At 38.3% G+C, this 24,872-nt stretch carries 20 protein-coding genes and 1 pseudogene; 11 read left to right on the top strand and 10 right to left on the bottom strand.

The features are described 5' to 3' along the window. Positions 1-153: 153 nt before the first annotated feature. Positions 154-846, top strand: coding sequence for a S1 family peptidase (locus PTRA_RS08515; RefSeq protein WP_058373449.1), 693 nt, complete (start codon positions 154-156; stop codon positions 844-846). Between the two features lie 28 nt (positions 847-874). Here the strand turns inward: PTRA_RS08515 and PTRA_RS08510 are convergent, their stop codons facing one another. Further along, positions 875-2,143, bottom strand: a complete 1,269-nt coding sequence (locus PTRA_RS08510; RefSeq protein WP_058373358.1) for an IS110 family RNA-guided transposase — start codon at positions 2,141-2,143, stop codon at positions 875-877. Positions 2,144-2,590: 447 nt separating this feature from the next. On the opposite strand from PTRA_RS08510, the gene PTRA_RS08505 reads away from it, so the two are divergent. The 5 genes from PTRA_RS08505 (at position 2,591) to PTRA_RS08485 (ending at position 8,974) form a co-directional block, all read left to right on the top strand. Next, positions 2,591-4,129: a transposase gene (locus tag PTRA_RS08505; RefSeq protein WP_058373448.1), complete on the top strand. Its 1,539-nt coding sequence runs from the start codon at positions 2,591-2,593 to the stop codon at positions 4,127-4,129. A gap of 221 nt (positions 4,130-4,350) precedes the next feature. Continuing rightward, complete coding sequence (locus tag PTRA_RS08500) at positions 4,351-4,923, top strand: hypothetical protein (RefSeq protein WP_157756046.1); 573 nt, start codon at positions 4,351-4,353, stop codon at positions 4,921-4,923. 150 nt (positions 4,924-5,073) lie between these two features. Continuing rightward, positions 5,074-5,550, top strand: a complete 477-nt coding sequence (locus PTRA_RS08495; protein WP_237113443.1) for a TIR domain-containing protein — start codon at positions 5,074-5,076, stop codon at positions 5,548-5,550. Positions 5,551-5,633: 83 nt separating this feature from the next. Then, a complete protein-coding gene (locus PTRA_RS08490; protein ID WP_058373446.1) occupies positions 5,634-6,470 on the top strand; it encodes a macro domain-containing protein in 837 nt (278 codons plus the stop codon). Between the two features lie 155 nt (positions 6,471-6,625). Then, complete coding sequence (locus PTRA_RS08485) at positions 6,626-8,974, top strand: AAA family ATPase (RefSeq protein ID WP_058373445.1); 2,349 nt, start codon at positions 6,626-6,628, stop codon at positions 8,972-8,974. Between the two features lie 38 nt (positions 8,975-9,012). On the opposite strand, the pseudogene PTRA_RS19385 reads toward PTRA_RS08485, so the two are convergent. Together PTRA_RS19385 and PTRA_RS08480 are read right to left on the bottom strand one after the other, a co-directional pair. Then, positions 9,013-9,156: pseudogene (locus PTRA_RS19385) on the bottom strand (IS110 family transposase); the annotation flags it as partial. Between the two features lie 215 nt (positions 9,157-9,371). Then, entirely contained in the window at positions 9,372-10,088 is a 717-nt protein-coding gene (locus tag PTRA_RS08480) for a metal-dependent hydrolase (protein WP_058373444.1), read from the bottom strand. A 231-nt stretch (positions 10,089-10,319) separates the two neighbouring features. Between PTRA_RS08480 and PTRA_RS08475 the strand changes: the two genes are divergently transcribed. Beyond that, entirely contained in the window at positions 10,320-10,862 is a 543-nt protein-coding gene (locus tag PTRA_RS08475) for a hypothetical protein (protein ID WP_058373443.1), read from the top strand. Positions 10,863-10,906: 44 nt separating this feature from the next. Here PTRA_RS08475 and PTRA_RS08470 read toward each other — a convergent pair whose 3' ends face one another. The 3 genes from PTRA_RS08470 to PTRA_RS08460 form a co-directional block, all read right to left on the bottom strand. Next, positions 10,907-12,508 carry an MASE1 domain-containing protein gene (locus tag PTRA_RS08470; protein WP_058373442.1) on the bottom strand — a complete coding sequence of 534 codons (1,602 nt, stop codon included), beginning with the start codon at positions 12,506-12,508 and terminating at the stop codon, positions 10,907-10,909. After that, positions 12,495-13,124, bottom strand: a complete 630-nt coding sequence (locus PTRA_RS08465; RefSeq protein ID WP_058373441.1) for a response regulator transcription factor — start codon at positions 13,122-13,124, stop codon at positions 12,495-12,497. The genes PTRA_RS08470 and PTRA_RS08465 overlap by 14 nt, the downstream gene beginning before the upstream one ends. 420 nt (positions 13,125-13,544) lie before the next feature. Next, on the bottom strand, positions 13,545-14,924 hold the full coding sequence (locus PTRA_RS08460; RefSeq protein ID WP_058373440.1) for an NAD-dependent succinate-semialdehyde dehydrogenase: 1,380 nt from the start codon (positions 14,922-14,924) through the stop codon (positions 13,545-13,547). A gap of 523 nt (positions 14,925-15,447) precedes the next feature. Between PTRA_RS08460 and PTRA_RS08455 the strand changes: the two genes are divergently transcribed. Further along, positions 15,448-16,302, top strand: a complete 855-nt coding sequence (locus tag PTRA_RS08455) for an AraC family transcriptional regulator (RefSeq protein ID WP_058373439.1) — start codon at positions 15,448-15,450, stop codon at positions 16,300-16,302. 100 nt (positions 16,303-16,402) lie between these two features. On the opposite strand, the gene PTRA_RS08450 is transcribed toward PTRA_RS08455, so the two are convergent. Further along, a complete protein-coding gene (locus PTRA_RS08450) occupies positions 16,403-17,596 on the bottom strand; it encodes an acetyl-CoA C-acyltransferase family protein (protein WP_058373438.1) in 1,194 nt (397 codons plus the stop codon). A 506-nt stretch (positions 17,597-18,102) separates the two neighbouring features. On the opposite strand from PTRA_RS08450, the gene PTRA_RS08445 reads away from it, so the two are divergent. After that, the gene (locus tag PTRA_RS08445; protein WP_058373437.1) at positions 18,103-19,023 is read left to right on the top strand and encodes a transposase; all 921 of its coding nucleotides are present in this window, start codon (positions 18,103-18,105) and stop codon (positions 19,021-19,023) included. A gap of 782 nt (positions 19,024-19,805) precedes the next feature. Next, entirely contained in the window at positions 19,806-21,917 is a 2,112-nt protein-coding gene (locus PTRA_RS08440; RefSeq protein WP_058373436.1) for a TonB-dependent siderophore receptor, read from the top strand. A gap of 94 nt (positions 21,918-22,011) precedes the next feature. On the opposite strand, the gene msrA is transcribed toward PTRA_RS08440, so the two are convergent. After that, positions 22,012-22,611: a peptide-methionine (S)-S-oxide reductase MsrA gene (gene msrA / locus PTRA_RS08435; protein ID WP_058373435.1), complete on the bottom strand. Its 600-nt coding sequence runs from the start codon at positions 22,609-22,611 to the stop codon at positions 22,012-22,014. 651 nt (positions 22,612-23,262) lie between these two features. After that, entirely contained in the window at positions 23,263-23,784 is a 522-nt protein-coding gene (locus PTRA_RS08430) for a TetR/AcrR family transcriptional regulator (protein ID WP_058373434.1), read from the bottom strand. A 483-nt stretch (positions 23,785-24,267) separates the two neighbouring features. On the opposite strand from PTRA_RS08430, the gene PTRA_RS08425 reads away from it, so the two are divergent. After that, a complete protein-coding gene (locus PTRA_RS08425) occupies positions 24,268-24,465 on the top strand; it encodes a CPXCG motif-containing cysteine-rich protein (protein ID WP_058373433.1) in 198 nt (65 codons plus the stop codon). Between the two features lie 90 nt (positions 24,466-24,555). On the opposite strand, the gene PTRA_RS08420 is transcribed toward PTRA_RS08425, so the two are convergent. After that, the gene (locus PTRA_RS08420) at positions 24,556-24,759 is read right to left on the bottom strand and encodes a hypothetical protein (RefSeq protein ID WP_058373432.1); all 204 of its coding nucleotides are present in this window, start codon (positions 24,757-24,759) and stop codon (positions 24,556-24,558) included. Positions 24,760-24,872: the final 113 nt, after the last annotated feature.

The following is a 24,872-nucleotide window of genomic DNA, read 5'->3' as shown; positions in this document are numbered from 1 at the left end:
TTAAATAACAAAGGTTACAAAATAGCAATTGTAACTACTTGTTTATAAGTAAGTTGTTTGGTTTGGTTATCGAGCAATGTAATATGCGCCGTTTTGGGGTGTTATAACCTCCCAAAGTGGTGTTCAATAAGCTGTTAGCACTCTGGAGTATTAATGAACTACGGCGAATATCAAATCACATTACTCATCGCTAAAAGAAGACATGAAGGGAGTACTCTTCATTTTGATATAGACCGCTATGCTGGTGTTGCTTTTTTCATCGGTAACGAAGGGAAAATTGCAACGTGTAGGCATATAATTGAAATGGTTCAAGAAGGCGAGGTTCTACTTGGTAAAAATTTAATTAGTGGTGACATTGATGTTATCTACAACATAAAATCACATCCTAAATATGATTTTGCCATTGGAAACTTTATCAAACACCAAAGCTACAAGTGTTTTGAACTTAATGACACAGAGTACTTACCAGGTCATGATGTAAGAGCTTTTGGCTTTAATAATATTGGGCAAAAAAATAAGGTTGTTAATATTAATGCACGAATGCTAAAAGGATATGTAGTTAGTAACTCGGAGACATCTAACCACCCATTAGCTCATACAACTACAGAATTATCTTTCCCTTCCTTAAAGGGCTTTAGCGGTAGTCCTTTGGTTAGCGAGCAAACAGGTAAGCTAGCTGGAATGTTATTCAGTAATCATGAATCATCGATAGAAGTTCATTCCTTTACAGATGTTGAAGATAACGGAGATAAATTTGCTGAGAGTATTTATCGCATAGTTGAATTGGGTTTAGCGCATTCCGCTAAAGATCTTATTAAGTTTATTCGTGAAATTGAAGAGTGCTAACAACACGCCCTGAGGTGGACAGCAAGCACTAAAGTTCACTTTCCACCGCAAATTTTAACAGCGGTGATCCCTTACTTTTCAATGCGATTAAGTAAGTTGATTCATCGTAGGGCGTATGTGTTTTCCAGCACCTAAATAGTATTCTTATCCACTTAAATGCTAATGATCTGATGATGGTATTATGGGGTTTTCCTTTGGCCTCTTGCTGCCGATAATATGCTTTTGCCCAAAATGAATAACGCACAGATAATCCTGCCCATTCAACAAATGTTTGCCTTAAAAATTTAGTGCACGAATATCGCCAGTGTATCCATTCCTTCTTGCCACTGCGCTCGGTAACAGGGGCAATGCCTGCGTATTTTTGTATGTCAGCAGCGCACTTATAACGGTCACGATTTGACCCCATAGCGGCTAATAACCGAGGCGCTAATTGTGGTCCTGCACCTGGTAAACTATCAAAAATAGCGCGATCTGAATGTTGCTTATAAAGCGTTTTAATTTCGTTATCAAATCGGGTTATTGCCTGCATTAGATGTTTGAGTTGAGGAACGAGGCATTCAATAAGCAATAAGTTTGGCGTGATCACGGCCATATCATCGGTGAGAATTTCAGCATCCTTTATTTCTTTTATCCGCTTTTCATTAACGAGTGGGTAGCGGGAGTTATGTTGATTAAAGAAGTCGAGTAGTGTTTGCTTTCTCGCTTTTTTAGCGTGAGTAAGAGATGGCCAACGCAGTAAAAAGTCACAGAATATTTGAGTGTCCTTTTCTTTAAACCAATCAATCACGTGGGGGTAATAATTTTTTAGCGTTGTGGCTATTTTATTGGTTAAATTAACACGATCTTGTACTAATTTACGTCTGTATTCGACAAGCTGTGCAAGGCACCTAACTTCTTCTGTGTCAGGTCTAATAACCGTTAATTTATCCATGTGAAGTTGTAGAATTTCAACTTGAATAATCGCATCAGTAGGATCATCTTTAGCCCCGCTGTGCGAAAATGCTGCACGGTATTTGGCGACACTTGATGGGTTAATCACAAATAATATAATGTGCTTAAATTTACTGAGTGCATATATAAGTGGACCTTTTTTTAGCTCACACGCGACAGCAACGGGTCTGCCGTTGTAGCGTTGTTTTAACTCAAGCGCCCATGCATTAATTGACTTAGGTTCAGAGGAAATCACACTTAAATGTTGTGTGTTTGTGTCGCGGTTTATTTCACAAATATCATGTTTACGGTCGGCCCAATCGATCCCGATAAGGGCAGCAAAACCTGAGACGTTAAAGGCTTCCATTTTGGGCCTCCTAGAGGTAAAGTGAAAGAATAAATAGAGGCTAATAGTGTTTCTCGCAAGTCTTATAGATAGTCGGCATTACGACAATCCCTGAGTATGCGTATTGAAACAAATTACTCCTGTTGATCCGAAAGTCTTGTTACAAACATTGATTGTTTCCGCTCAAATATTCGTGATCAACAGAAGCATATTCCATGTATTAATGAGATAGGTAAATACATTAATTAATGGAACGGAGTAACTATAAGTTGCTTAAACGGAATAAAAACAGTTGGCCATCGCTGCGCGATTATAGCCAACCATTTTTATCCGCTTAGCAAGGCGTTGAGGCTGTAGAATTACTCTTTTTAGGAACGTATCTTACTATTTCGAATTGATTGCTTTTTAACCTTGAACCCATCCGTTCGCTGTGATCTAATAGATATTATTCACCCACGGTAAATCGTTATGGCCAACTACAAGCCTGACTTGTCCTGTCAAAATAAATTCATTCCTATCAATTTTGCTGAGCAAATTTTGCCTGGCACATTTGAATATGCTCTTTGTTATATTGTCGAAAACAAGCTCGATTTATCGGGCTTTGATGCGTGGTATAACAACGACAAAACGGGCGCGGCGGCGTATCCGCCATCGGTGATGTTAAAGATTATTTTACTGGGTTATGCACATGGATTAATTAGTAGCCGTCGGATTGCAAAGGCTTGCGAGAATAATATTTTATTTATGAGTGTATCGGGGGATATCCAGCCGCATTACACATCTATAGCGGGTTTTGTGGCTAAAATGCATGAACAGATTGAGCCGCTTTTTACGCAAGTACTGATGATATGTGATGAGGAAGGCTTGATAGGCCGCAATATGTTTGCCATTGATGGATGTAAATTAAAGTCCAATGCGAGTAAAGAGTGGAGCGGCACATTCGATGAGTTAGGTCGCAAAAAAGCAAAACTAGAACGCGCAAGCAAACGTATTATTGAGCGCCACCAATCACAAGATGAACTGGGCGAAGAGTTGATAACTCAGGACTTAAAACAAAAAGAAAAGCTGGATAAAAGTGCAGACAAAATCACCGAGTTCTTAGCCACTCACAAAGAAAAAACAGGCAGTAAAGGCAAGCCAGTTAAAAGTAATATCACCGACCCCGACAGCGCGAAAATGACCACCTCAAAAGGCACAATTCAAGGCTACAACGGCATCGCGATAAATGACGATAAACACCAAATTATCTTGCAAGCTCAAGCGTGGGGTTCAGTGGGTGAACAACAAACCTTACAGCCAGCCATTGCACAATTAAAACAGCAGCTTGCTAAACTCAATACAGAAAAACGGGCAGATGAACCCACCATTAAATTCACTGCAGACAGTGGGTTTAACAGCGAAGTGAATCTTGAATTTATGGCGAAAAGCGGGTTCGATACCTACATTGCGGATAACCAATTTAGAAAAAGAAACCCGCTGTTTAAAGCCAGCGAAACATACGAAACGGAGCAAGAAAAGCGCAGACTAAAACGCAGTAAAGGCAAACCACGACTATTTACCTCAGATGATTTTCATTATGATGAAGCAACCCAAACATGCCGCTGCCCCGCAGGCAATGCCATGTGGCGAAGCGGTATAAATGTAAACAGCCATAACCAAAAATACACCCGGTTCTGCGGTTACTTAAAAGACTGTAAAACGTGTCCGCTACAGCAACAATGCATGCGAAAGCCGCCGATTAAAACAGGGCGACAAGTGCAGTTTATCAATAATGAATCACGCAAAAAGCTGAGCTATGTAGACAAAATGAAAGTAAAAATAGACAGCCCGATAGGTCGACGACAATACAGTAAACGACTTGGTTGTATTGAACCGGTGTTTGGCAACATTACAGTGAATAAAGGCATGAATAAGTTGACCTTACGGGGTCAAATGAAAGTGAATGCACAATGGCAACTGTATTGCCTTGTTCATAATATAGAAAAGCTGCAAAACACGATGCATTAGGAAGGGGAAGCCCTTTTAACCTAAAATAAAGCCACTTAAACACCAGTAATAGCTTCCAAAATGCCAATTAAAACAACATCAAACTCCCACTTTATATTCTGCATAAAATAAGTAATCGATTGAACCAAAATAGGAACTCAGCTATGGTTTGTTTATCAATAAAAACAAATAAAAAAACGAGTTAATCTACAGGCTCGTTAGCTTACATGGAGAGTTTACCTTTGAGTCGTACCAAAAAAGTAAAAATAACTGTTGAGTGCCCTGAAATAATACCGCTTCAATCTATTGCAAGTAACCAGTTCAATATGGCGGAAAAAGAAGAACCAGGCCATAAATTTAGATGGATAATTCCATCAATGATTTTTTCTGTTTTTTCCGTAGAAGCTACTGCGAATGTCTATGGGTCACAGCTATTTAAAAGTCAGTGGAAGAATTTTGAGTCTACTTCCATAATTGGAAAAATCATTCTTGTTTCCAAAGAATTAGGAGTTGATGCTGATTTTTCAGCACAGCCTTGGCAGACTATACAAGAAATGATCAAATTCCGGAATTGGTTAGCTCATGCAAAACCTCATAAAACGACAGCTACTCATGAAGTTCCACATGATACTCCTAATGATAAACTTCCTAGGTTATTTCCTGACATGAAAATAGCTGCATATTCTGATATTGATAGCGCTGCCCGATATAAAGAGGCGGCTCGACAACTAGAATTAATATGGACTAATGGAGCAATGCTAAAAGATATAGACATTGATTTAATTGGTAGACCTCAATACACAAATGTAAGCTAACAAGAAAATAAACAAGGACACGTAACAGTTGGCTACGTTTCGCTTCGCTACACAATTTTAGCCAACCATTACTTAGCCTGTTATTTAAGCGTTAGGGGGCCAGCAGTCAAACTAGGCATTTATCAAAATTCTTAATTACGTGGAGGAAATATGGCATATCGAAATGGAAATTACGCAGCCTTTTATGTTGCAGAGCCGTTTAACGCAAGCGCACTAGGTGCACATGCTACAAAAGATTTTTGCTACTACAACATGTTGCGAGCATGGAAAGGGAAGGACGCATCATTTCCTTTTAATGATTCACATGGCAAGACATATAACGTCCGTGACAATAGCGCTTGGGAAACCACGTTGAAACCACGACTGAGAGAACGCCTTAGAAGCTCAAAAAATATTGTATTATTTTTAAGCTCTAATACAGTTAGCTCAAGAGCACTACGAGAAGAGATTGATTATGGCATCAACGATCAAGGACTTCCTGTTATTGTTATTTATCCAGATTATGACTCGAAAGAAAGTCTTCTGCTGAATGGATCGTTGAAGCAGTCAGTAAAAAACCTGTGGAACAAATTACCTATCTTCAGAGATTCGATGTACAAGGTTCCTACTCTTCATATTCCAATGTAAAAAGCAATCATAGAGGCAGCCTTAAAGGATAGTGACTTCATGTTGGCGACGAAGAGGGCAGCGGGTTTATATTGGTATAAACTATGAGTAAGGTTAGTCTGTTTGACAGGAGGGTGATTGATAACTTTTTAAAAATCACCTCAGGGATAAGCGCGACTTTGTCATTGGTTGTTCTGTTTGTTGGTATACCAGAAGAATGCAAAACCACTTATGGATGGATTTTTATAGGTGCATTATTAGTAATCTATTTGATGATTTGGGTATGGTCTAACAATCTAAATAAAATTGAAATTGACATTGAAGGAAGTGAAGTAACGATAAAAGTCGGTGATATTTTCTTAGAACCGGGATTAAAGGCAATCGCCTTTAACGAATATTTTGATACCTTAGTAGATAATAAAATAATCGCAGAGAGTTCGCTAAATGGCATATTTATCAAAAATCATCTTGACGTATCTGTATCAGAGCTAGATCGCTACATTGGTGATTATGCTTTTGAAACTAGCGAAATACTTGAAAGCAACATCGAGAGAAAATCAGGGAAGAAAGTTCGTCATCAGATAGGGACTGTTTGTGTTTACAAAAGCTATCTATTAACTGCATTTACAAAATTCGATGAAAGCAATAAGGCGGAAATTACGATGCCTGAATACCTTGAGTTTCTAATAAATTTTTGGGACAAGGTAAATAACGTATACGCACAGGAGAGTGTGTCGACTCCCATATTTGGATCGGGTATAACTCGAATAAAGGGACACAAAACTATTAGCGATGAAGACCTGTTGAAAATAATGTTGTGGACGTTTCGTATTAGTGAAATGCGATTCAAGTATCCAGCAAGGCTTACAATTGTCATTCATAAGGACAAGATAAAACAGATAAATCTTCTCGACATTAAATCAGCAAGGAATGGGGTTTAAATGCCCCTAACAAAGCGTTGCACCGGACAAGCCGGTGAACGCGGCGTTATGTGCTTTCGCTACTTCGCGCTCACAGTAAATTCGGTCAGATTAAAATAAATTAACTGGTCTATCTATCAATAAGTTTACATTGATGGCTTAAGGATAAGTGTTAGATGTTAAAAAAAATAAAGCTAATACAAGGTATTGGAAATTTCACCAAAACCGTTGCAGGTGGAATAGATCTTGGTGATGTGACCGTTATATATGGTGAGAACAGAAATGGTAAGAGTACCCTCTGTGATATTATTCATTCACTAGCAGAAGATGCTCCTGATTTTATAATGCACCGAAAAAGCATACCAAATGACCCAACTAAACCACCTAAAGTTGAATTCATGTTCGGTACTGCGACAGGTAATGTTACATCTAAATTCGAAAACGGCCAGTGGCAAGTAAAAACTCCTGATTGTTCAGGTTTGTATGTTTTTGACCAAAGCTTTATACATAGAAATGTAATCACTGGTCAGAAGCAAGAGCGGCCAAACTCTGAAAACATGACTAGTTTTATTCTTGGTGAGAGTAACACCGCCTTGTTTGCGGCTTTAGCTGAGATGAATAACAATCTTCGTGATGAAAAAAGACTTCTTTCTGGTATTGAAGGGCAATTTACAACTCACGCTGTGGGTAGTGTTCCTGCGTATGTTAACTCTGCTTTGCCTTCAGAGACTAAAGAACAGTTAGAAACTAACGTGGCGGCACATGAAGCATCAAAACTGCAAGTCACAACTACCATTCAGAATATTGAAAAAATCAAACATCGTAATGTTCTAAGTGCGGTTGGTGCACAGGTCAACTTTGCCCAAGCAATTGATTCAATTAATGCTGTACTAGCATCTAGCCTTCAAAATGTTCATCAAGATTCATTGGTGTCACTGCAAAATCACATGAGCAATCATGTGAACAACTCAGCTACTTTTAAAGGTTGGGCTAGCCAAGGTATCGCACAAATAAAAGATGATTGTCCTTTCTGTGGGCAGGCTTTAAGTGCTGATGCTCAAGGCCTAATCGCTGCGTACCAGCAAGCTTTTAATGCTGAGTTTGATAGATTTAACAAAGAAACAAGACAAACTTTAAATGGCCTTCGTCAGCCATTTAGTATTCCAAATACTCGTGAAAACCTTATTCAGCTACACCAAGCCAATAAACAAGTGTTTGAGCTGTATGTGGAGCCTCAAATTATAACCAATCAAGCTCTAGCGCCTTTAACTGCTTCATTGGAACAAAAGCATGAGGTTATTCTCGCTTCTTTTGATGCCGTTATTGCAAATAGCCAGCAAGCAACGGAATTCTGGATACCGAGATTAGAGCAAAAGTTTACTACGCCCTACGAACCTGCTCAACTCGTTTCCTTCGATGTACTGAATACAGCAGCAACAACGTATAATCAAGCTATCTATGACTATTGGGTAGTCGCAGAGCAAATTAACGCTATCTTCAATGCTTATAAAGGCTCACTTAATGAAGTGGATCTGAATCATCAATTGACAGAAATCACACAACAACAAACACAAGCTAATTTGGCGCTAAAGCGGATAGCATTAGAGCCACTTTGTGTTCAGTACAGGCAGAAGCTAGCAACTGTTAATGGGATAGATACTACTTATAAAGCACAAAAGCAGCAGCTCGAACAATCACAAACAGCGTATTTAGATACTTACTTTGATTTGATAAATGGACTGTTTCGTCAGCTTGGCTCAAGTAACTTTGAGATTATCAAAGTACCTAATAATCGCGGCAGACAAGTTATCTATGACCTTCGTGTTAAGTTTAAAGGTGAGGACATTTCTGCTGATAAAATTAATACAGTATTTAGTGAGTCAGACCGCAGAGCGCTAGCACTTTGTATATTTTTAGCTAAGGTGATGTCTCTTCCAGCAGAGGAGAAAGCTAAGGCTATTTTAGTGCTAGATGATCCTGTTACTAGTTTTGACAATGAGCGAATAGCACTGATTCTCAATAAACTGGATGAGCTGCAACGGACTATTAAACAAATTGTACTAACGACTCACTATAAAGGAATGGCAGCAAAAGCTGTGAAGAAATTCAGGCGGTGCGCTAAATCGGTAAAATTAGTTCATGGTGCTGAAACTTGCTCGATAGAAGCCGTTGAAATTGATGACATGATGGCTACAGAGCATGATGTTGCTTTTGACAGAATTAAAGCTTTTGTTAATCGTGAAACTAATAACGACATTCTCACAACCTTGCGACCTTTCTTTGAGGGAGAAATTCGTCATCGTTTTAAGAAACAGCTCATTGATCTTGGTGAAGCGAAATCAGACCTGTCAGTTTGCACTGCTGCTTTAAGGGACAACGGCTATATCACTGCTGAACTTGAAGCTCGCTTGAGTGCGATTCGAGATACTTTAAACACACCTATGCACGAAATTGGCGATGACGCGCTTGAAAACACAAGAGCACTAGCTGAACAAGTCATTAATATTGTATATGACGAACTGTAAATGCACATAACAACACGCCCTGAGGTGGACAGCAAGCACTAAAGCTCACTTTCCACCGCAAATTTTAACAGCGGTGATCCCTTACTTTTCAATGCGATTAAGTAAGTTGATTCATCGTAGGGCGTATGTGTTTTCCAGCACCTAAATAGTATTCTTATCCACTTAAATGCTAATGATCTGATGAAAATAAAAGGACAGGCATAAAATAAGCAACAGTGCCGTAAATTAAATCCTGGTATTTTATAAACTATTTTCCGAGGTGGAATGAGTTTAATTGAAACAAACACAAAGAATAAAATCATGATGACACCCACGCTGATCACTTTGAAAAAACTAGGGTGGGTGTCAATGTTATTCACTTGATTTCACTATGCGTATCATTATGCGTATTTAGGGCTTAAAATCTGATTTGTAAAGATTGAAATCTAAAATGAGACCAATCACTTAACGCTGTAATAGTTTGTTTTGTAGGAGGGGCAACATAAATTAAACCTGCAATGGCAATAACCGACGCCAACGTAATTAATTTATTATCGAAGTCAGCTATTTTTAGAGCGGTTCCGAAAGAGCGTTTAATTGTTACATTACTTAAATCTACGCTGTAAATTTCGTCCAGCAATAAATGAATTAATCCTCCTAGTAAAATAAACCCACCCGTTAACCAGGCAAAGGTGGCTGCTTGTGTGGTTGATTGATCATTTAGTTCCCATGTTACTTGTGTTGTTAATAGCGCGCATAGCAGTATAAATAGTAAAGAGTGGCAACTGCCTCTATGTACTGTGATCCATTCAAAAAGTGGTCTAATAATATATTTCATAAACCCGTAAACTAATAAGGGCACTACAATTAACTCGATAAAACTAATTTTAATAATTAGCTCAGTGGTTATGTAATGCAGTACCAGTAATACAGCGCTTAGTGCAAATAAATTAAAAATAGTGTCGAGTGATGTGGAGTTATCTGAATCTATGTCTGGTAATAAACCGCCGATTGAGCCTAAAAACCATAACCAAAGCGCGCCTTTTAAATCAATATGTCCTGCAGATAATAAGGTGGCTGAGGCTAAGCCTGTGATGATTAGCGCAGTATTAAGATGAGTATTGAAGTTTGCCATTGTGTCTCTTGATGGGAAAATAGGTGGGCATTCTAACAATTATGTTGTTTAAGACAAATAAAGGGACAGGCAAGACAAATAAAGGGACAGGCATAAAATAATTAACAGTGCCGTAAATTAATCCACTTGTATTTTCTAAGCCATTTTCCTAGGCGGATTAGGAATATGGATGATTTTATACCAGGCTATTTGCTAATAAACTCAATTTAACTAGGACGTTAGGGAAGTAAAATGAGTTTAATTGAAGCAAGCACAAAGGAATTTGGCAATATAACGGTGTTTTTACATAGCCTAGGCTCATTTTGCTATCGTATTGAGTGGTATAGCAAAATGACAGGTGCCTCAATTAGTTTAGCGCGTATTAAAAAGGGTAAATACATAGTCATTCGTAAATGGGCAGCTATACGGGGCTTAACTGATGTGTGTACCGAGTTTGATAGAGCTAATCAAGCATTTATCCATTTATTAAATAATGTTGACGTGGTTAAAGGTAAAGACGATTTGATAGTTGCGGCTAAGCAGCACTGCGTAAACTTATTTGCAAAGTCGGAAGGGTTAAAACCAATTAGCAAACCTAGTTTGCCAAAGCCACGATTACAAGGTGCTATAGGCAAGCAGGTGGTGGTAAAGTCAAGGCTTGGCAACAGCCAAATAGCACAAGGTATGCTACTGCAGCTAATAGGTAACCAAGCTGAAATACAAGTTAATCCCGAACATATAGAAGCAGGCCAATTAAGGCAAAAGTTTTATACTAAACAAGTTTTTATTTGCTAAGCAATTTACTAATTAAGCAATATATTAACTAAGCAATGTACTAACTAATCAAAGTAAAAAGGAAGCTTTACCTTAATGGTAAAGCCATTTTTTACACACACTTCAAAAGTTCCGCCCAATGCCATTGCGCGCTCTTCAATAAAAGCTAAACCATAATTACCCGAGTTGTTAGCAGGTGTTGCTAAACTGCCATTATCACTAATGGTCAGTGTAATAAAATTATTATCGGTTACGAGTTCTATATGCATTTTGCTGGCATTACTATGCTTAACACAGTTAGTTACTGCTTCTTGGCATATTCGATAAATAGCTATTTCATGATCTTTTGACAGGCCTTTATGAGTTTTAAAGTCGGCCTGAAAATTAATTTTTGCCTTCTGCAGTAAACTTTTTAGTCGCCCGGCTGTTATTGCCTTATTTAAGCCAAGTTCGTCTAATTCGCGTGGGCGAAGGTAATGCATTAATTGGTATACCGAATCGTACATGGTATTGGCATTCGTTTTTAAGCTTTTAACAAACGACTGAGTATCTTTATTACTCATGTGAGACAAAATAGATAAGTCAGTTTTTAAAGCCGTGAGATTTTGACCCAACTCGTCGTGTAACTCTTGAGAAAGATGTTTTCGCTCATTTTCTTGTACGCTAACCATTTTAGCAGCAAGGTGTGTGTTTTTAGTTAACTGCTTTCTGAGTTCTTGGTTCGTTTTATATAACTCATTATTTTTACGTTTTAGTTCAGTAATTGCAGCGCCTAAAACCATACTGGTAATTGCATTTGCTAAAATGAATAATTGGCTTATATAAGTGTTTTCAGGGGCATGAGTAAAGCTTGCCTCGAGTATAATTAAGCTATTAATTAACGTGGCACTGGTTACAGCGCCCAAAGAGCCAAACCTATACGAAAACCAAATAATGGGTAATAACGAGGCTAGCCTTAGTAGCGGGTAGGTGTCGGGCCGTAGTGCATATACAAAACTTACAATTAATAAAAGGCACAATAAAGCAGCCCCTAAATGCATCATTTTTAGTAATAGTGATTTATTTAATTTATGCCTCACGCTAAAAATTAGCATCATTAGCGGAGTGACTAATAGTGTGCCGGTAATATCCCCAAGGCACATATTTAACTGGTACTGTAATAATTCTGTAGCAACCAGTATATTGGTAAATTCAAACGCACTAGCAAATAAAAACCATTTAATAGATGTACTAGCAACAGCCAGTAGTATTAACGAAAGTATACCTTGGCTATCGTTAATGCTGGGCGGCCAACGGCTGTTTTTTAAAATATAAATAAGCGCAACAAAGCAAAACTCCTGCCAAAAACCATGAAATAAGTTAAAATCCCACTGTGTAAGAGCTAAAACTTCATTATTAAAAGCACCTATAAAGGCAGCGAGAAGACGAGATGTTACCCATAAAGTTAGCCAATACTTTGTAGGTAAAAGTAAAAAGAAGGCAATTTTAATACCCGCAGGAATAAAAATTGCGCTGCTTTCAGGGACTGTTTCTAGATTTTTACTGAGCCAAAATGTTGCAGAAAATATAACAAAATAAACAAGCCCGACAAGTAACTGCTTGGTTACTTGTTTAAAAGCTATGGTAATAAAAAAACTAAACGAGGGGGATAGGCTAAGTAAGCTCATCTAGTTGTATTACTCCTACATTTATTGCAATTTTTAACAGCTCGAATGAAGTTGTAACGTTAAGCTTAGTGTATATATTTGCCTTATGGACATGAGCAGTTTTAGGCATTATTCCTAATGCTTGTGCTACTTGCTTGGCATTAAGCCCCTTAGAAAATAATGGTAAGGCTTCTATTTCTCGATTTGTTAGTAGCGTAAGTGCGCTACTTTCTGTGGTTAGGGCAAAGTTTACGTCTTCGCTTATATAGCGCTTACCCAAAGCTACAGACTTAACCGCATCTATTAATTCTTCAGAAGCCGATCGTTTCGACACATAACCTAACGCGCCAAGTCGCAAAGCGTTACTCACATAGGGTTCGTGGTCATGCATGGAGGCAACAATGGTTTTAATGTTAGGAAAATACTCACTAAGGTAAGATAAAAAAGTAAGCCCAGTTTCTTTACCGTTAAGCGATATATCCACTATAAATATATCGGGTTGTTCTAGTTCAACCGCAAGCTTTGCTTCATTTACGCTGCAAGCTTCTATTATTACTTTCCAATCTGGCTGTAATTCAAGTAGCTTTTTAAAGCTATCTCTTACTAGTTGATGATCTTCTATGATACCAATGTGCATTTATATCTCCCTTTAAAATTATTATACATGGTAATAGCTAGGAAAAAATCTTAGAAAGGGTAATTAGGTAGCTAATAGAGCATTATCTAGTTTTATATAAGGACAAATAAAGGGGCAGGCATAAAAGGCACATAAAAAGATAGGCATAAAATAATTAACAGTGCCTAAATATTTTCGAATACTGCACGACCTTACTCAAAATAAGCTTGTGGAATTTGATATCAGATAGCCTAACCTCTAGAATATTTATAGTTTGGGCAGGGGATTATTTGGAAGTCATGTGTTTGCTCTTAGATTGATAAGTTTATTCATAAGCTCCTTGTTCGTAAAATTATTTCAGAGGGGGTCAATGAACAAAAAAAAGCCTAGCGTTGACATGCTAGGCTTTTGTTGTTCATTGATAAGTATTAAACGTTAAATCTATGCACTGGTTTTATTACGAATCAATTTGTAGTTTAAGAATTCAGTAATACCAAGGGTACCAAGCTCACGACCGAATCCTGAGCGCTTAACACCGCCAAATGGGGTGTTGGCTTCAGTACCAGAAGGCGCGTTTATGGTCACCATGCCGACTTCTAACTGATCAGCAATCTCAGCTGCCAATTCTGAGTCTTTAGTCTGGATTGACGCACCAAGACCAAATGGAACATCGTTGGCAATTTTGATTGCATCAGCGACATCACGCGCTTTATAAATAACAGCAACAGGACCAAATAGTTCTTCGCTATAAACAGCCATTGTGTTATCAACATTGGTAAGTACTGCTGGAGCAAACCAAGCGCCGGGCTTGTCTTTGACAATGCCACCTTCGATTAGAACGGTAGCACCAGCTTTTATTGCTTCATCTAACTGCTTTTGTAGGTTGACGGCAGCGCTTTTTGAGGACATCGGTCCGATAAAGGTTGTTTGATCTAATGGATCAGACAACGTCATCGCTCGAACTGCATCGGCAAAGCCTTGTACAAACTTATCATAAACGGCTTCAACGACAATTAGGCGCTTAGCGGCGTTACAAGCTTGTCCTGTATTGCCAAAGCGGCCGGTGATGGCATCTGCTACTGCTTGCTCAATATCAGCATCTGCTGCAACGATAAAGGCATCTGAACCGCCAAGCTCTAAAACGACCTTTTTAAGGGCGCCGCCTGCTATTTTAGCAACTGCTTGTCCTGCGCGCTCAGAGCCTGTTAATGAGATGCCTTGTATTCTGCTGTCTTCGATGATAGTTGCAGCTTGATCATTGGTAGCAAAGACATTGTTATAAACGCCATCTGGTAAACCGGCATCTTTAAGAATTTCGACAATCACTTCTGCCGTTTTAGGACACTGCGGGGCATGCTTTAAAATAATTGTATTGCCGGCCATAAAGTTAGGTGCTGCAAAGCGTGCTACTTGATAATGCGGATAGTTCCACGGCATAATTCCGAACAATGCGCCAACTGGCAGTTTCTCTACAAAAGCTGAGCCTTCGTCTACATTGATTTGGTTAGATGCTAATAGCTGTTCTGCATTGTCTGCATAGTAGCGATAGATTTCAGCGACTAGAGCGAGCTCTCCTTTACCTTGGGCTACAGGTTTACCCATTTCTATAGCGATCATATTTGCCAGCTCATCTTGACGCTCAATATAGATATCGGCAATTTTGTGCAGAAGTGCACTGCGCTCGCTAAGAGAGACGTCACGCCAGTCTTGGTAGGCATCATCAGCTTTTGTGATGGCTTGTTGGATATCTTGTTCATTTGCAGTAGGGTAGCTGGCTTCAACTTCGCCAGTTGCTGGGTTAGTTACTTTATATTCGCTCATAAATACTCCTAGGATTAAAAATTCATTTTACGTGACTCACTAAATACAACTGTTATTTAGACCACTGTAACATGCAAGCGCACATCATCTATACCTTATACCTCAATAGACAGATCCATATATAAGCTATAGCTATTATAGGCTTTCATAACAAGACCGACTTGAGCAGATGTTTCTGAAGCTGTAATTGGTAATTTTAAGTATTGTGCTGTCATGTTCAGGGCGCTATCGAAATACGCTGCATAACCCATCACAAACAGCTGTTAAGGATTATCGACAAGACTTGTATGCCAAGACCGACAACCTGTTATGGTTGTCTGACCTGTGTAGAATATTTTCATCTTGTGTTTCAAATTTATATTTATTAGCTTTGCTACATGCTATTAAAAATAGATTTGATATATTGTGATGTAGTTACTATAAGGGATAGCTTAATAATCCGTTATAATAGTCCTACAAATGAGTTGCCTAATACTATAAAGATTTATATTATCAAGCAGGATCTAAAAATAAGTAACATATAATGCAGACAAAAACCATTGAGCAACTACTTAGATTAATACCCAAGAACCAAACCATCGAATCAGCTATTCCAGACCTAGTTTTTCATTGTGCCGACAGACCAGAAAAATTAATCGGCTACGTCCTAGAGCCTAGTATATGTATCGTTCTACAAGGCGAGCGCGAGGTTTACTTAGGAACAGATTGCGTAAAGTTTGACAATACTAACCTGATGTTTTGTCCAGTAGACGCTCCATTGAATATACACATTAAACAGGCTTCGTTAGACAATCCTGTTGTTGTATTATCTATGAAATTAAATTTGCTAATGATTCGAGACGTTCTGGCTAAAATGCCACCTAAAAAACAAATAGACGGGGGGTATTTTGGAATAAAATGGCAATTAGATGACACTATCATGCCATCGTTTGATCGATTGATAGAGTTACTTAATTATCCAAATGACATTGAATTTCTATCTCCTTTAATACAGCAAGAAATTTATTATCGCTTACTATCAGGACAGCAAGGCGATAAGCTGCGCCAACTGGTAACGAATGGCAGCCATATTCATCGTATTGCTCAAGCAGTCGATTGGCTCAAAGCACATCTAGATGAACCTTTGGTTATTGCAGACTTGGCAAGCCGCTGCGGTATGAGTGTGTCAGGGTTTCACCAACACTTTAAGAAAATTACTCAGTTGAGTCCGCTACAGTATCAAAAAAACTTACGATTAATGGAGGCGCGACGGCTGATTAAAATCAATGACGCGCAAATATCATACATTGCCCTGCAAGTAGGGTATGAAAGCCCTAGCCAGTTTAGCCGAGAATATAAACGACTGTTTGGCATCAGTCCAAATAATGATTTGGATTAAAGCATCACAAGAAAAAATAAAAGGACAGGCATAAAATAATCAACAGGTTGAATCTTGCCTCTTACCTGTTTTTAAAAAGAGCACTTATAAATTTTTATAATTAAAGTGCTTCAAAAATAGCTGCAATACCTTGCCCGCCGCCAATACACATAGTGACTAAGCCATATTTACCGTTAATGCGTTTTAGTTCGTACAGGCATTTGGTTGATAAAATGGCACCGGTTGCGCCCACTGGGTGGCCAAGTGCTATAGCTCCGCCATTGGGGTTAACTTTATGCTCAGGAAAGTTTAACTGGTTGGCTACGCATAGTGCTTGTGCGGCAAAGGCTTCGTTTGATTCTATTACGTCCATGTCATTAATAGTTAATCCGGTTTTTTCAAACACCTGTTGCACAGCAGGAATAGGCCCTGTGCCCATTAATGAAGGCTCAACGCCAGCTCTGGCATATCCGACTAGGCGACCGAGTGGTTTTAAGCCTTGTTCATTGGCCTTTTGCTCCGACATAAGCACCAACATGGCGGCGCCATCATTAATACCAGATGAGGTGGCTGCGGTGACTGTACCATTTTGTTTAAAGTAGGGTTTTAAGGTGGCGAGTTTTTCGGCCGTAGTGTCAGCGCGCACATGCTCGTCAGTATCAAAAACCTGATTACCGTTACGCGATTTAATCTCGATGGGCATTATTTGCTGTTTAAAATGGCCTGCGGTAATGGCTTTAGCCGCTTTATTGTGGCTTTGTGCTGCGTAAGCGTCTTGTTGCTTGCGGCTAATGCTATATTTTTCTGCAATGTTTTCGGCGGTAACGCCCATAGGGGTGTTATCCCATGGGTCTTGTAATGTGGTGGTTAGCTCATCAATTACTGTGCTATCACCCATTTTTTGGCCCCAGCGGTTACTCGCAAGGGTATAGCCTGAGCTACTCATGCTTTCAGCTCCGCCCGCTAAGGCTGCATCTACTTCACCTAATTGAATTTGTTGCGCTGCTTGTATAATGGCTTCTAAACCCGAGCCACACAAACGGTTGAGTGTTACCGCGTGACTGCTAATTGGTAGTCCTGCATCTAGGCCAATAACTCGCGATAAATACGCGTCTTTAGGGCCGTTATGTATCACTTTACCTACCACGCATGAGCCAACTTGCTGTGGTGAAATGTTGGCTCTGGCTAATGCTTCTTTGGCGCACATAGTACCTAATTGAGCGGGAGTGAAATTTTTAAGGCTGCCACCAAAGCCACCGATAGCGGTGCGAACTGCGCTTAATATTACTACGCTATTGTTATTAAATTTTGTCATTGTTTTCTCTTATTATTTTTATAAGGTGATATTAAATTGCTTGTGAATTAAGCGGTTTAAAGAATCAAAGGAACTAAGGTTTAATTTAATTCATCAAAACATAATTTGTTAATAAACTAAAGCGGCTTACATTTTTTGAGTTAATTACTTACTGATATCGTTTATAAAAAGTAGTGAATAATAAGAAATTCGGCAGATGAAAATAGCAGGTATAGATATAAAGTTTACTTAGCATGAAAGCTAAGGTATTGGTTTAAAAACTTATTAATTTACCCCTTCACAAGCGCAATATTTATTAACCTATTTGTAAAAAGATCAGTTATAAGCTTTTTATCATATAAAAGGACAGACACAAAGTATTTGCAAAACTCATATTAGTTACTACTGTTATTATATCCAGTGGTTATTGGTTTTGGTATTTTATGACTCGCGCAAGGAAAAATCTCATTGATTTAGTATCAACATCTTATTATCACTTAATAGCTAGGTGCGTTAGGCGAGCTTTTTTGTGTGGTGATGATAAATACACCGGTAAAAACTTTGATCACCGTAGAGAGTGGCTAGTCGAGCGTATAAAGTTATTAAGCAGTGTGTTTGCCATAGAAATTGCAGCCTACGCAATTATGAGTAATCACTATCATCTAGTTGTAAAGGTTAATAGAAGGCAGGCACTAGATTGGGAAGATAGTGAAGTAATTGAACGCTGGTATAGGCTTTATAATGGCCACGCTTTGGTGGATAGTTACTTAAAAGGCGAGCAGTTAGATAATGCGAGTTTAGTTTACGTTAATGAAATTATAGCTAAATGGCGAGAAAGACTTTACGACATAAGCTGGTATATGAAAAACCTAAATGAATACATTGCCCGTGAAGCTAATAAGGAAGATAGCTGCACAGGTAAGTACTGGGAAGGGCGCTATAAATCACAAGCATTATTAGATGAAACTGCATTACTTAGTTGTATGGCCTATGTTGATTTAAACTCTATTAGAGCAAACATAGCCGATACGCTAGAAGACAGTGATTTCACTTCAATTCAAGAGCGTATAGCGCAATTGAAAACTTTTACTAAAAATACGGTTCAAAAAAATAACCTTCTAAAACAGAAAGATAGAATTCAAGATCACAGCCAACCAACTCAACTAAAGCCATTTGGTGCTAACAACATAAAACACACTATTCCTTTTGCTTTATTAGATTACCTTGAATTAGTAGATTGGAGTGGTCGTCAAATTTCTCCTAATAAAAAAGGATATATAAATAAAGCAATTCCTACAGTGCTCGTTACTTTGAATATAGAAGAAGCGCAATGGCTTGAATCGATTCAACGATTTAGGCATAAATATTCAAACTTTGCAGGGAGTAAGCAGCGATTAAAGCAACAAGCCGCGAATAACGATGTTAAATGGTACAAAGGTGCAGGATAAATGCCACACCTTCAGCGATAACTTAAACAACAACTTTAACAAAGTACCTTTGTAAACTAACTTTTACCTGCCTGATATAGCTACTAAATATACATTCCTACTAATAACTTAAATTATATAAACTAATAGAGCGCAGAAGTGTGGGGGAATTAGTAAATAACGATGACGAATTTTGAGATTAAATAAGTAAGATAATATGTGCCTGTCCCATTTTATTTACCTTTATGCCTGTCCCATTTTTAATAAATAATTTCATGCCAACATTGCAATAAACACCGGTTATGGTATAAGACTGCCAGCTTTGCTTTATCACTATAGTGTGGGTAACAGCAGGGCGATAAATAATTCAATCTATTGAATTATTTATCTTTTATCGAAAACGGCGCTCAGTATTACCTTTAAGATAAAGCCGCTTTGCAACAATACTTAACGAAACACACCAAATTTATTTTTAGCCTAAACGGCTACACCTTAAATCATATGTACTGCACTAATACTTATATGAGCACGTACCTGGGTATTTAGTATTAATTACATGCCGCTGGCGATGATCACGCTAGTCATGTCATTTTGTAAGTTAATTAATTCTAACCACAGGGCTATGGCCGTAAATTTGCGCAGCCAGTTTATAAGCTACAGCACTTTATAAACTTCAATGCTTTGAATGTAATCCAACAAAAGCGGCATTACCTCATATGCCCAGCTTTGCAAACAGCCTATAAGCAATAGTTACTGCTTTAGGCTGCAATTCAATTTTAGTTATGTAATTAACAAGGTTAACAATGAACACCAATTTTAAAGAGCGTAAGCTTACTTATTTATCTGCTTGTTTAGTTTTCTTATTTATCAGCCAAACAAGCTCAGCCCTTGAGCAGCCACCGCTACTTCATCAGGCTAATACGGCTATAGAGAGGGTTGCAGTGATAGGCTCGCGCCATGTATATAGCAGTAACTTTACGCCGTTAGAAACACCGCAAGCTGAACAAATAATCGATTTAGCAACGCTTGAAAATGCTGGCGCATGGGATTTAAACCAAGCATTGGATTTATCGGCTTCGGTTGCTAGGCAAAATAATTTTGGTGGCTTGTTAAATAGTTTTGCTTTGCGTGGTTTTACAGGAGATGAAAACCTATCGAGTAACTACTTAGTTAATGGCTTTAATATAGGCTGGGGCTTGGGTGGTACGCGAGATCTGTCGAGTATTGCCTCGGTTGAGGTACTAAAAGGGCCGCGTGCTGCGTTATTTGGCCGGGGAGAACCTGGCGGGGTAGTTAATTTAATAACTAAACAGCCAACATTTGATACTGCAGGCGAACTAAAACTTGCTGTTGCAAGTGAGGATACCTATAGGGCTGATATAGATTACACTACTGGGGTTTCTGATGATGTTGCAATTAGACTGATCGGTTTTTATGAAGATTCAAATAGCTTTAGAGACACCATTAAAAAAACCAAACAAGGCGTTAGCCCATCAGTAGCTTGGTATATTAACGACAACAGTGAACTGATTTACGAACTTGAATACAGTAAGCAAACAATCCCTTTTGATAGAGGGGTACTAGTAATAAACGGTGAGCTTGGGGTTATTCCTGCAAACCGATTTTTAGGTGAACCGGGTGATGGCCCTATTACAGCACAAGTAGTTGGCCATCAGCTTGAGTTTAAGCATGATATTAATGACGACTGGAGTGTATTAATTGGTGCTAATTACCGTGATACCAAGTTAACCGGTTTTGCCACTGAAACTGGTTTTGCAGGTGTAGTGAATGATGAGGTTAATCGTTTTAGGCGTTATCGAGATTACAGCGCAAACTATAGGGTTTTACGCGGCGAAGTTACTGGCGATATTAATTTTGCAGGGTTTGAGCATCGTTTAACTGTAGGGGCAGATACCGATAAATTTGAAAACAATCAGTTTTTACTTCAGGTTATGGGCGATCAATATATTAATGTGTATAACCCAGAGTATGGTGCTTATGCGCTACCTACACCCACTACTCATACTGATCGTGTTGAAATTCAGCAATCATTGGGCGTATTTATTCAAGATCAAATAAGTTTAACCAATAAGCTAGATATACGCCTTGGCGCGCGTTTAGACGATTTTAAGCAAGCACTTAATAATCGTTTAACTAATACAGGGTATAAACAAACAGAGTCGCGTATTAGTCCGCAATTAGGCGCTGTGTATGCGGTGACTGACTTTATATCTGCTTATGCGGCTTATGGCGAAAACTTTCGTCCGCTTTCGGGTACCGACGTACAGGGAAACGGCTTTAAGCCAAACCAAACAACTTCAAAGGAAGTTGGCGTTAAGGTTAGTTTAAATAACGGTGCGCTGGTGGGCACGTTAGCCTTATTTAAAGTTGAGCAACAAAATATGTTGGTGGTAGACGATCCAACAGCATTTACCAGTGCCGCTATTGGCGAAGCGCAAAGTAAAGGGTTTGAAATTGATATAAATGGCCAACTAACGAATAACTTAAATCTGTGGGCGTCTTATGCTTATGTTGATGCAATAACCAAAAATTCATTTTACGATAGTAACTTTGGCCTAAATATAGCTGCTGGCAGCTCGTTGTTAAACATTCCTCAGCATCAATTGAGTTTACAGTTGGTAAAATCGACAGAAGTGAATGGAAAAGCGCTAAAATTGGGGGGTGGTTTACTTTATGTGGGTGATCGAAATGGCTTTTTTGGTACCGACTTTACACTACCAAGTTATATAACTGCTCGGGCATTTATGCGTTACGCAGTATCAGACTCAATAACGCTAACAGGGGAGCTAGATAACTTATTTAATGAAACTTATTATACCAGCTCATTTTCAGACGCTTGGGTGCAACCTGGCACGCCTCGTAGCGTTAGATTTGCTGCCTCGTTTAAGTTTTAATACCTTACACGTATTTTAAAAACGTATAACAGGCTGGTTAATATAAGCAGCCTGTTAGTTAATCTAGTATTAAGTAAGGTATTTTGTCGGTACTTTAATGGCCCGCTTTATCGCCCCAAATATCTTCTAGGCGGCTGTCGCGCCCACAACGCCAGCGATAGGTATTGTAGCGAATAGGATTTTTTTTATAATAATCTTGATGGTAACTTTCATCGCCTTTAATTGGGTAAAAGGTACTTGTGTTTAGTATAGGGGTAACCACGGCTTTATTTGGGAACTGTTCGATCACTGTTTGTTTAGATTGCTCTGCTAATTTGCGCTCTTGCTCGTTAGCTACAAAAATAGCGCTTAGGTAACTTGGCCCTTTATCGCAAAATTGGCCTTTAGCATCAAAGGGATCAATGTTTACCCAGTAATGGTCAAGTATAGCTTTATAGCTAACTATTGCAGGATCGTAAGTAATTTCTACAGCTTCATAATGACCACGATGATTACCGTTATAAGTTGGGTTTTTAAGTTTACCTCCCGTAAAACCCGATATTACATCGGTTACACCTTCTAGCTTTTCAAAATCGCTTTCCATACACCAAAAGCAACCTCCGGCTAAAATGGCTTTTTCGGTTTTGTTTGCATGGGCGAGCGATGCATAAAATATAACGGATGATGTTAACGCTAAGGCTAATATTCTTTTCATAAAATCTCGCATCTGTTTGATGAATGTATAAATATATTGGTATAGTTACTAGACCCGCTATTAGTAAAAGGTATTTCATTTTTATTTGTAAGCCGCAACGCGCTTTAGTGAATGAGGCCACTTTAATAAAACCTACTTTTGAGACTAACAAGCATATGCTGGTGGATTACAACTAGGCATTAGCAAAGACATAGCGGGTAGGTTCTTAGTACACAAGCTTATAAAATGTTAACTGCCAATACCGCTGGTGGAGGTATGTATTTAAAAAGCCGGTGAAGTGAGATATTTACCATAAATCGCTTCAACTGTATTTATATACAGTTGTTGTTTGAGTGTATATAATATTACCTGTACTTATTAAAGTGCAGAATAAGAGTTTAATAAGTAATGACTAGTGTTAAGCACCACACAGAGTTAAATTTTATTACTTATTACTGTGTTTTATTCAGAGCTTACTTTATTTATACCTAACGCTATTAGCTTTAATGAACAAAGTTACGAACCAAAAAGAACACATCATGCTTAATTGTGGCTAAGTATAGTTTTAGCAATAGCGTTAGGCTTTATATTTTCTTTATCATAAAGAAAGGGCGGGGGCTCACCGCATAGCGATGATCAGTATTAGTTATCAGTAATTATAGAGTGCCCTGTTTATAGCAAGGCTATTTTTTGGGTAAGTTGCCTTAACATAGCATCGGCATTGGGAGATTGCTCGTTTAACCCGCTAATTAAAGTCATAAAGTAGCAGTCAATCATTACGCTTGCTTTTACGTCATCAATTTGAGTTTGCTGCTGAAATAATAACTGTTTAAATTGGCTTACTTGCTCACTAAAAAAAGTTGCTTGCCAAATAACATTACTGATAAGTATTTTACTAAATTCACTGTTTTCACAATAAAAATAATACAGGGGATGTGCATAATGACGCAGCTTTAATCTAGGAGAGTGTTGTTTGTCGGATGCGCGAGCTTGATTAATTATAGCGGTAATTTGTTGCTGCATTCCGGCAATTAATAAGTCTATTTTATTATCGAAATGACTAAATACAGTGCCCACAGCTACACCAGCAGCAGTTGCAATTTCTCGGGTTGAGGTATGCTCGTAACCTTGTAATAAAAATAACTCCCAAGCAGATGCTAAAATTTTATTACGTGTTCTCTGTTTTTTATCCATTATATTTGTGTATTGCTCTCTACTATTTTTATTAAGTAATGTCTATTCGTACAAGGTAAGCGGCTGTACAACTGTATTGTACTCTCTATAAAACTGCATTAAAAACAATTGAATACCAAGTTATAAGCTTGTGAGTTAATGGTTTACTTATTGACTAGACTTAGCTATTTACTAAGTTTAGCTAATAGTAACTGAGCGCGCTCATTTTTATTGTGAGCACGCTCAATTAATAAGCTGTATTGTTTTTTATTATAGCAAACAAGTATTTGTTCATTCTACAGGTTCTAGTTTGTTTATCTAACTCTCAAGTTAGAGTTTATAGCCTTAATTAAGCGCATTAAAAGAAACCAGTAGCTTGGGCTTAATCGATAATATTTACTCGCGTAAATGCTATAAAAATTAGCTCAGTGTAATACTTAGGATATGTTGTTTAATAGCTGCATTTTAACTAAAATAACATTATTTATAATGGTTGGTGTGTAAATGAATCAATTAACCGAAAAATCGATTGGCTGCCCTTATTGTGGCGAAACAATTGACGTTTTACTAGATGTCGCAGATTTAGACCAACAGTATATTGAAGACTGCCAGGTGTGTTGTAAGCCAATTATTTTTAAAGTTTTTGAAGACGCAGATGCTGATCTTGGTGTTAATGTATACAGTGAAGATGATGCATTTTAACTTTTATAATCTCGCAGGTTTAATTTAAAACCAAAAGGCTGCTTTGATAAAAAGCAGCCTTTTGGTTATTTATGTAAGCTAAAAAAATCGTTACTTATTTTGCTGCTCTCTTGCTAATTGGTTTGGCAATAACTGCTCTATAATTTCGCGAGCGGGAAGGGTGTAGCGCGTGCCGTCAAACATCACAGAGGTGAACTCGTTAATATTAGTAATCCCGGTTAGGGTCCAACCTTCGCCGCGCTTAGGGCAATAAACCGTGGTAGTGGGCTGTATTACTTTAAAATCGTCACTCATGGCTAATTACTCTCAATATATTGCTTGTTAACGCAGTATGGTAAGTTAATAATACTGTTATATAAAGTGCTATTTATTGCTTAATACCTATTTTTACAAATATTGAATTTAAG

The organism is Pseudoalteromonas translucida KMM 520 (assembly GCF_001465295.1).
GTDB classification, from domain to species: domain Bacteria; phylum Pseudomonadota; class Gammaproteobacteria; order Enterobacterales; family Alteromonadaceae; genus Pseudoalteromonas; species Pseudoalteromonas translucida.
Note: the sequence above shows the minus strand (reverse complement) of the source record. Positions and strands in the feature narration are given on the sequence as shown.

Excerpts from the sequence above, each read along its gene's own strand:
- PTRA_RS08470 (WP_058373442.1), bottom strand. The coding sequence starts at position 12,508 with ATGAGCTTACTTAGCCTATCCCCCTCGTTTAGTTTTTTTATTACCATA.
- PTRA_RS08480 (WP_058373444.1), bottom strand. The coding sequence starts at position 10,088 with ATGGCAAACTTCAATACTCATCTTAATACTGCGCTAATCATCACAGGC.
- PTRA_RS08460 (WP_058373440.1), bottom strand. The coding sequence starts at position 14,924 with ATGAGCGAATATAAAGTAACTAACCCAGCAACTGGCGAAGTTGAAGCC.
- PTRA_RS08455 (WP_058373439.1), top strand. The coding sequence starts at position 15,448 with ATGCAGACAAAAACCATTGAGCAACTACTTAGATTAATACCCAAGAAC.
- PTRA_RS08505 (WP_058373448.1), top strand. The coding sequence starts at position 2,591 with ATGGCCAACTACAAGCCTGACTTGTCCTGTCAAAATAAATTCATTCCT.
- PTRA_RS08485 (WP_058373445.1), top strand. The coding sequence starts at position 6,626 with ATGTTAAAAAAAATAAAGCTAATACAAGGTATTGGAAATTTCACCAAA.
- PTRA_RS08490 (WP_058373446.1), top strand. The coding sequence starts at position 5,634 with ATGAGTAAGGTTAGTCTGTTTGACAGGAGGGTGATTGATAACTTTTTA.
- PTRA_RS08495 (WP_237113443.1), top strand. The coding sequence starts at position 5,074 with ATGGCATATCGAAATGGAAATTACGCAGCCTTTTATGTTGCAGAGCCG.
- PTRA_RS08430 (WP_058373434.1), bottom strand. The coding sequence starts at position 23,784 with ATGGATAAAAAACAGAGAACACGTAATAAAATTTTAGCATCTGCTTGG.
- PTRA_RS08465 (WP_058373441.1), bottom strand. The coding sequence starts at position 13,124 with ATGCACATTGGTATCATAGAAGATCATCAACTAGTAAGAGATAGCTTT.
- msrA (WP_058373435.1), bottom strand. The coding sequence starts at position 22,611 with ATGAAAAGAATATTAGCCTTAGCGTTAACATCATCCGTTATATTTTAT.
- PTRA_RS08515 (WP_058373449.1), top strand. The coding sequence starts at position 154 with ATGAACTACGGCGAATATCAAATCACATTACTCATCGCTAAAAGAAGA.
- PTRA_RS08475 (WP_058373443.1), top strand. The coding sequence starts at position 10,320 with ATGAGTTTAATTGAAGCAAGCACAAAGGAATTTGGCAATATAACGGTG.
- PTRA_RS08440 (WP_058373436.1), top strand. The coding sequence starts at position 19,806 with ATGAACACCAATTTTAAAGAGCGTAAGCTTACTTATTTATCTGCTTGT.
- PTRA_RS08420 (WP_058373432.1), bottom strand. The coding sequence starts at position 24,759 with ATGAGTGACGATTTTAAAGTAATACAGCCCACTACCACGGTTTATTGC.
- PTRA_RS08425 (WP_058373433.1), top strand. The coding sequence starts at position 24,268 with ATGAATCAATTAACCGAAAAATCGATTGGCTGCCCTTATTGTGGCGAA.
- PTRA_RS08450 (WP_058373438.1), bottom strand. The coding sequence starts at position 17,596 with ATGACAAAATTTAATAACAATAGCGTAGTAATATTAAGCGCAGTTCGC.
- PTRA_RS08510 (WP_058373358.1), bottom strand. The coding sequence starts at position 2,143 with ATGGAAGCCTTTAACGTCTCAGGTTTTGCTGCCCTTATCGGGATCGAT.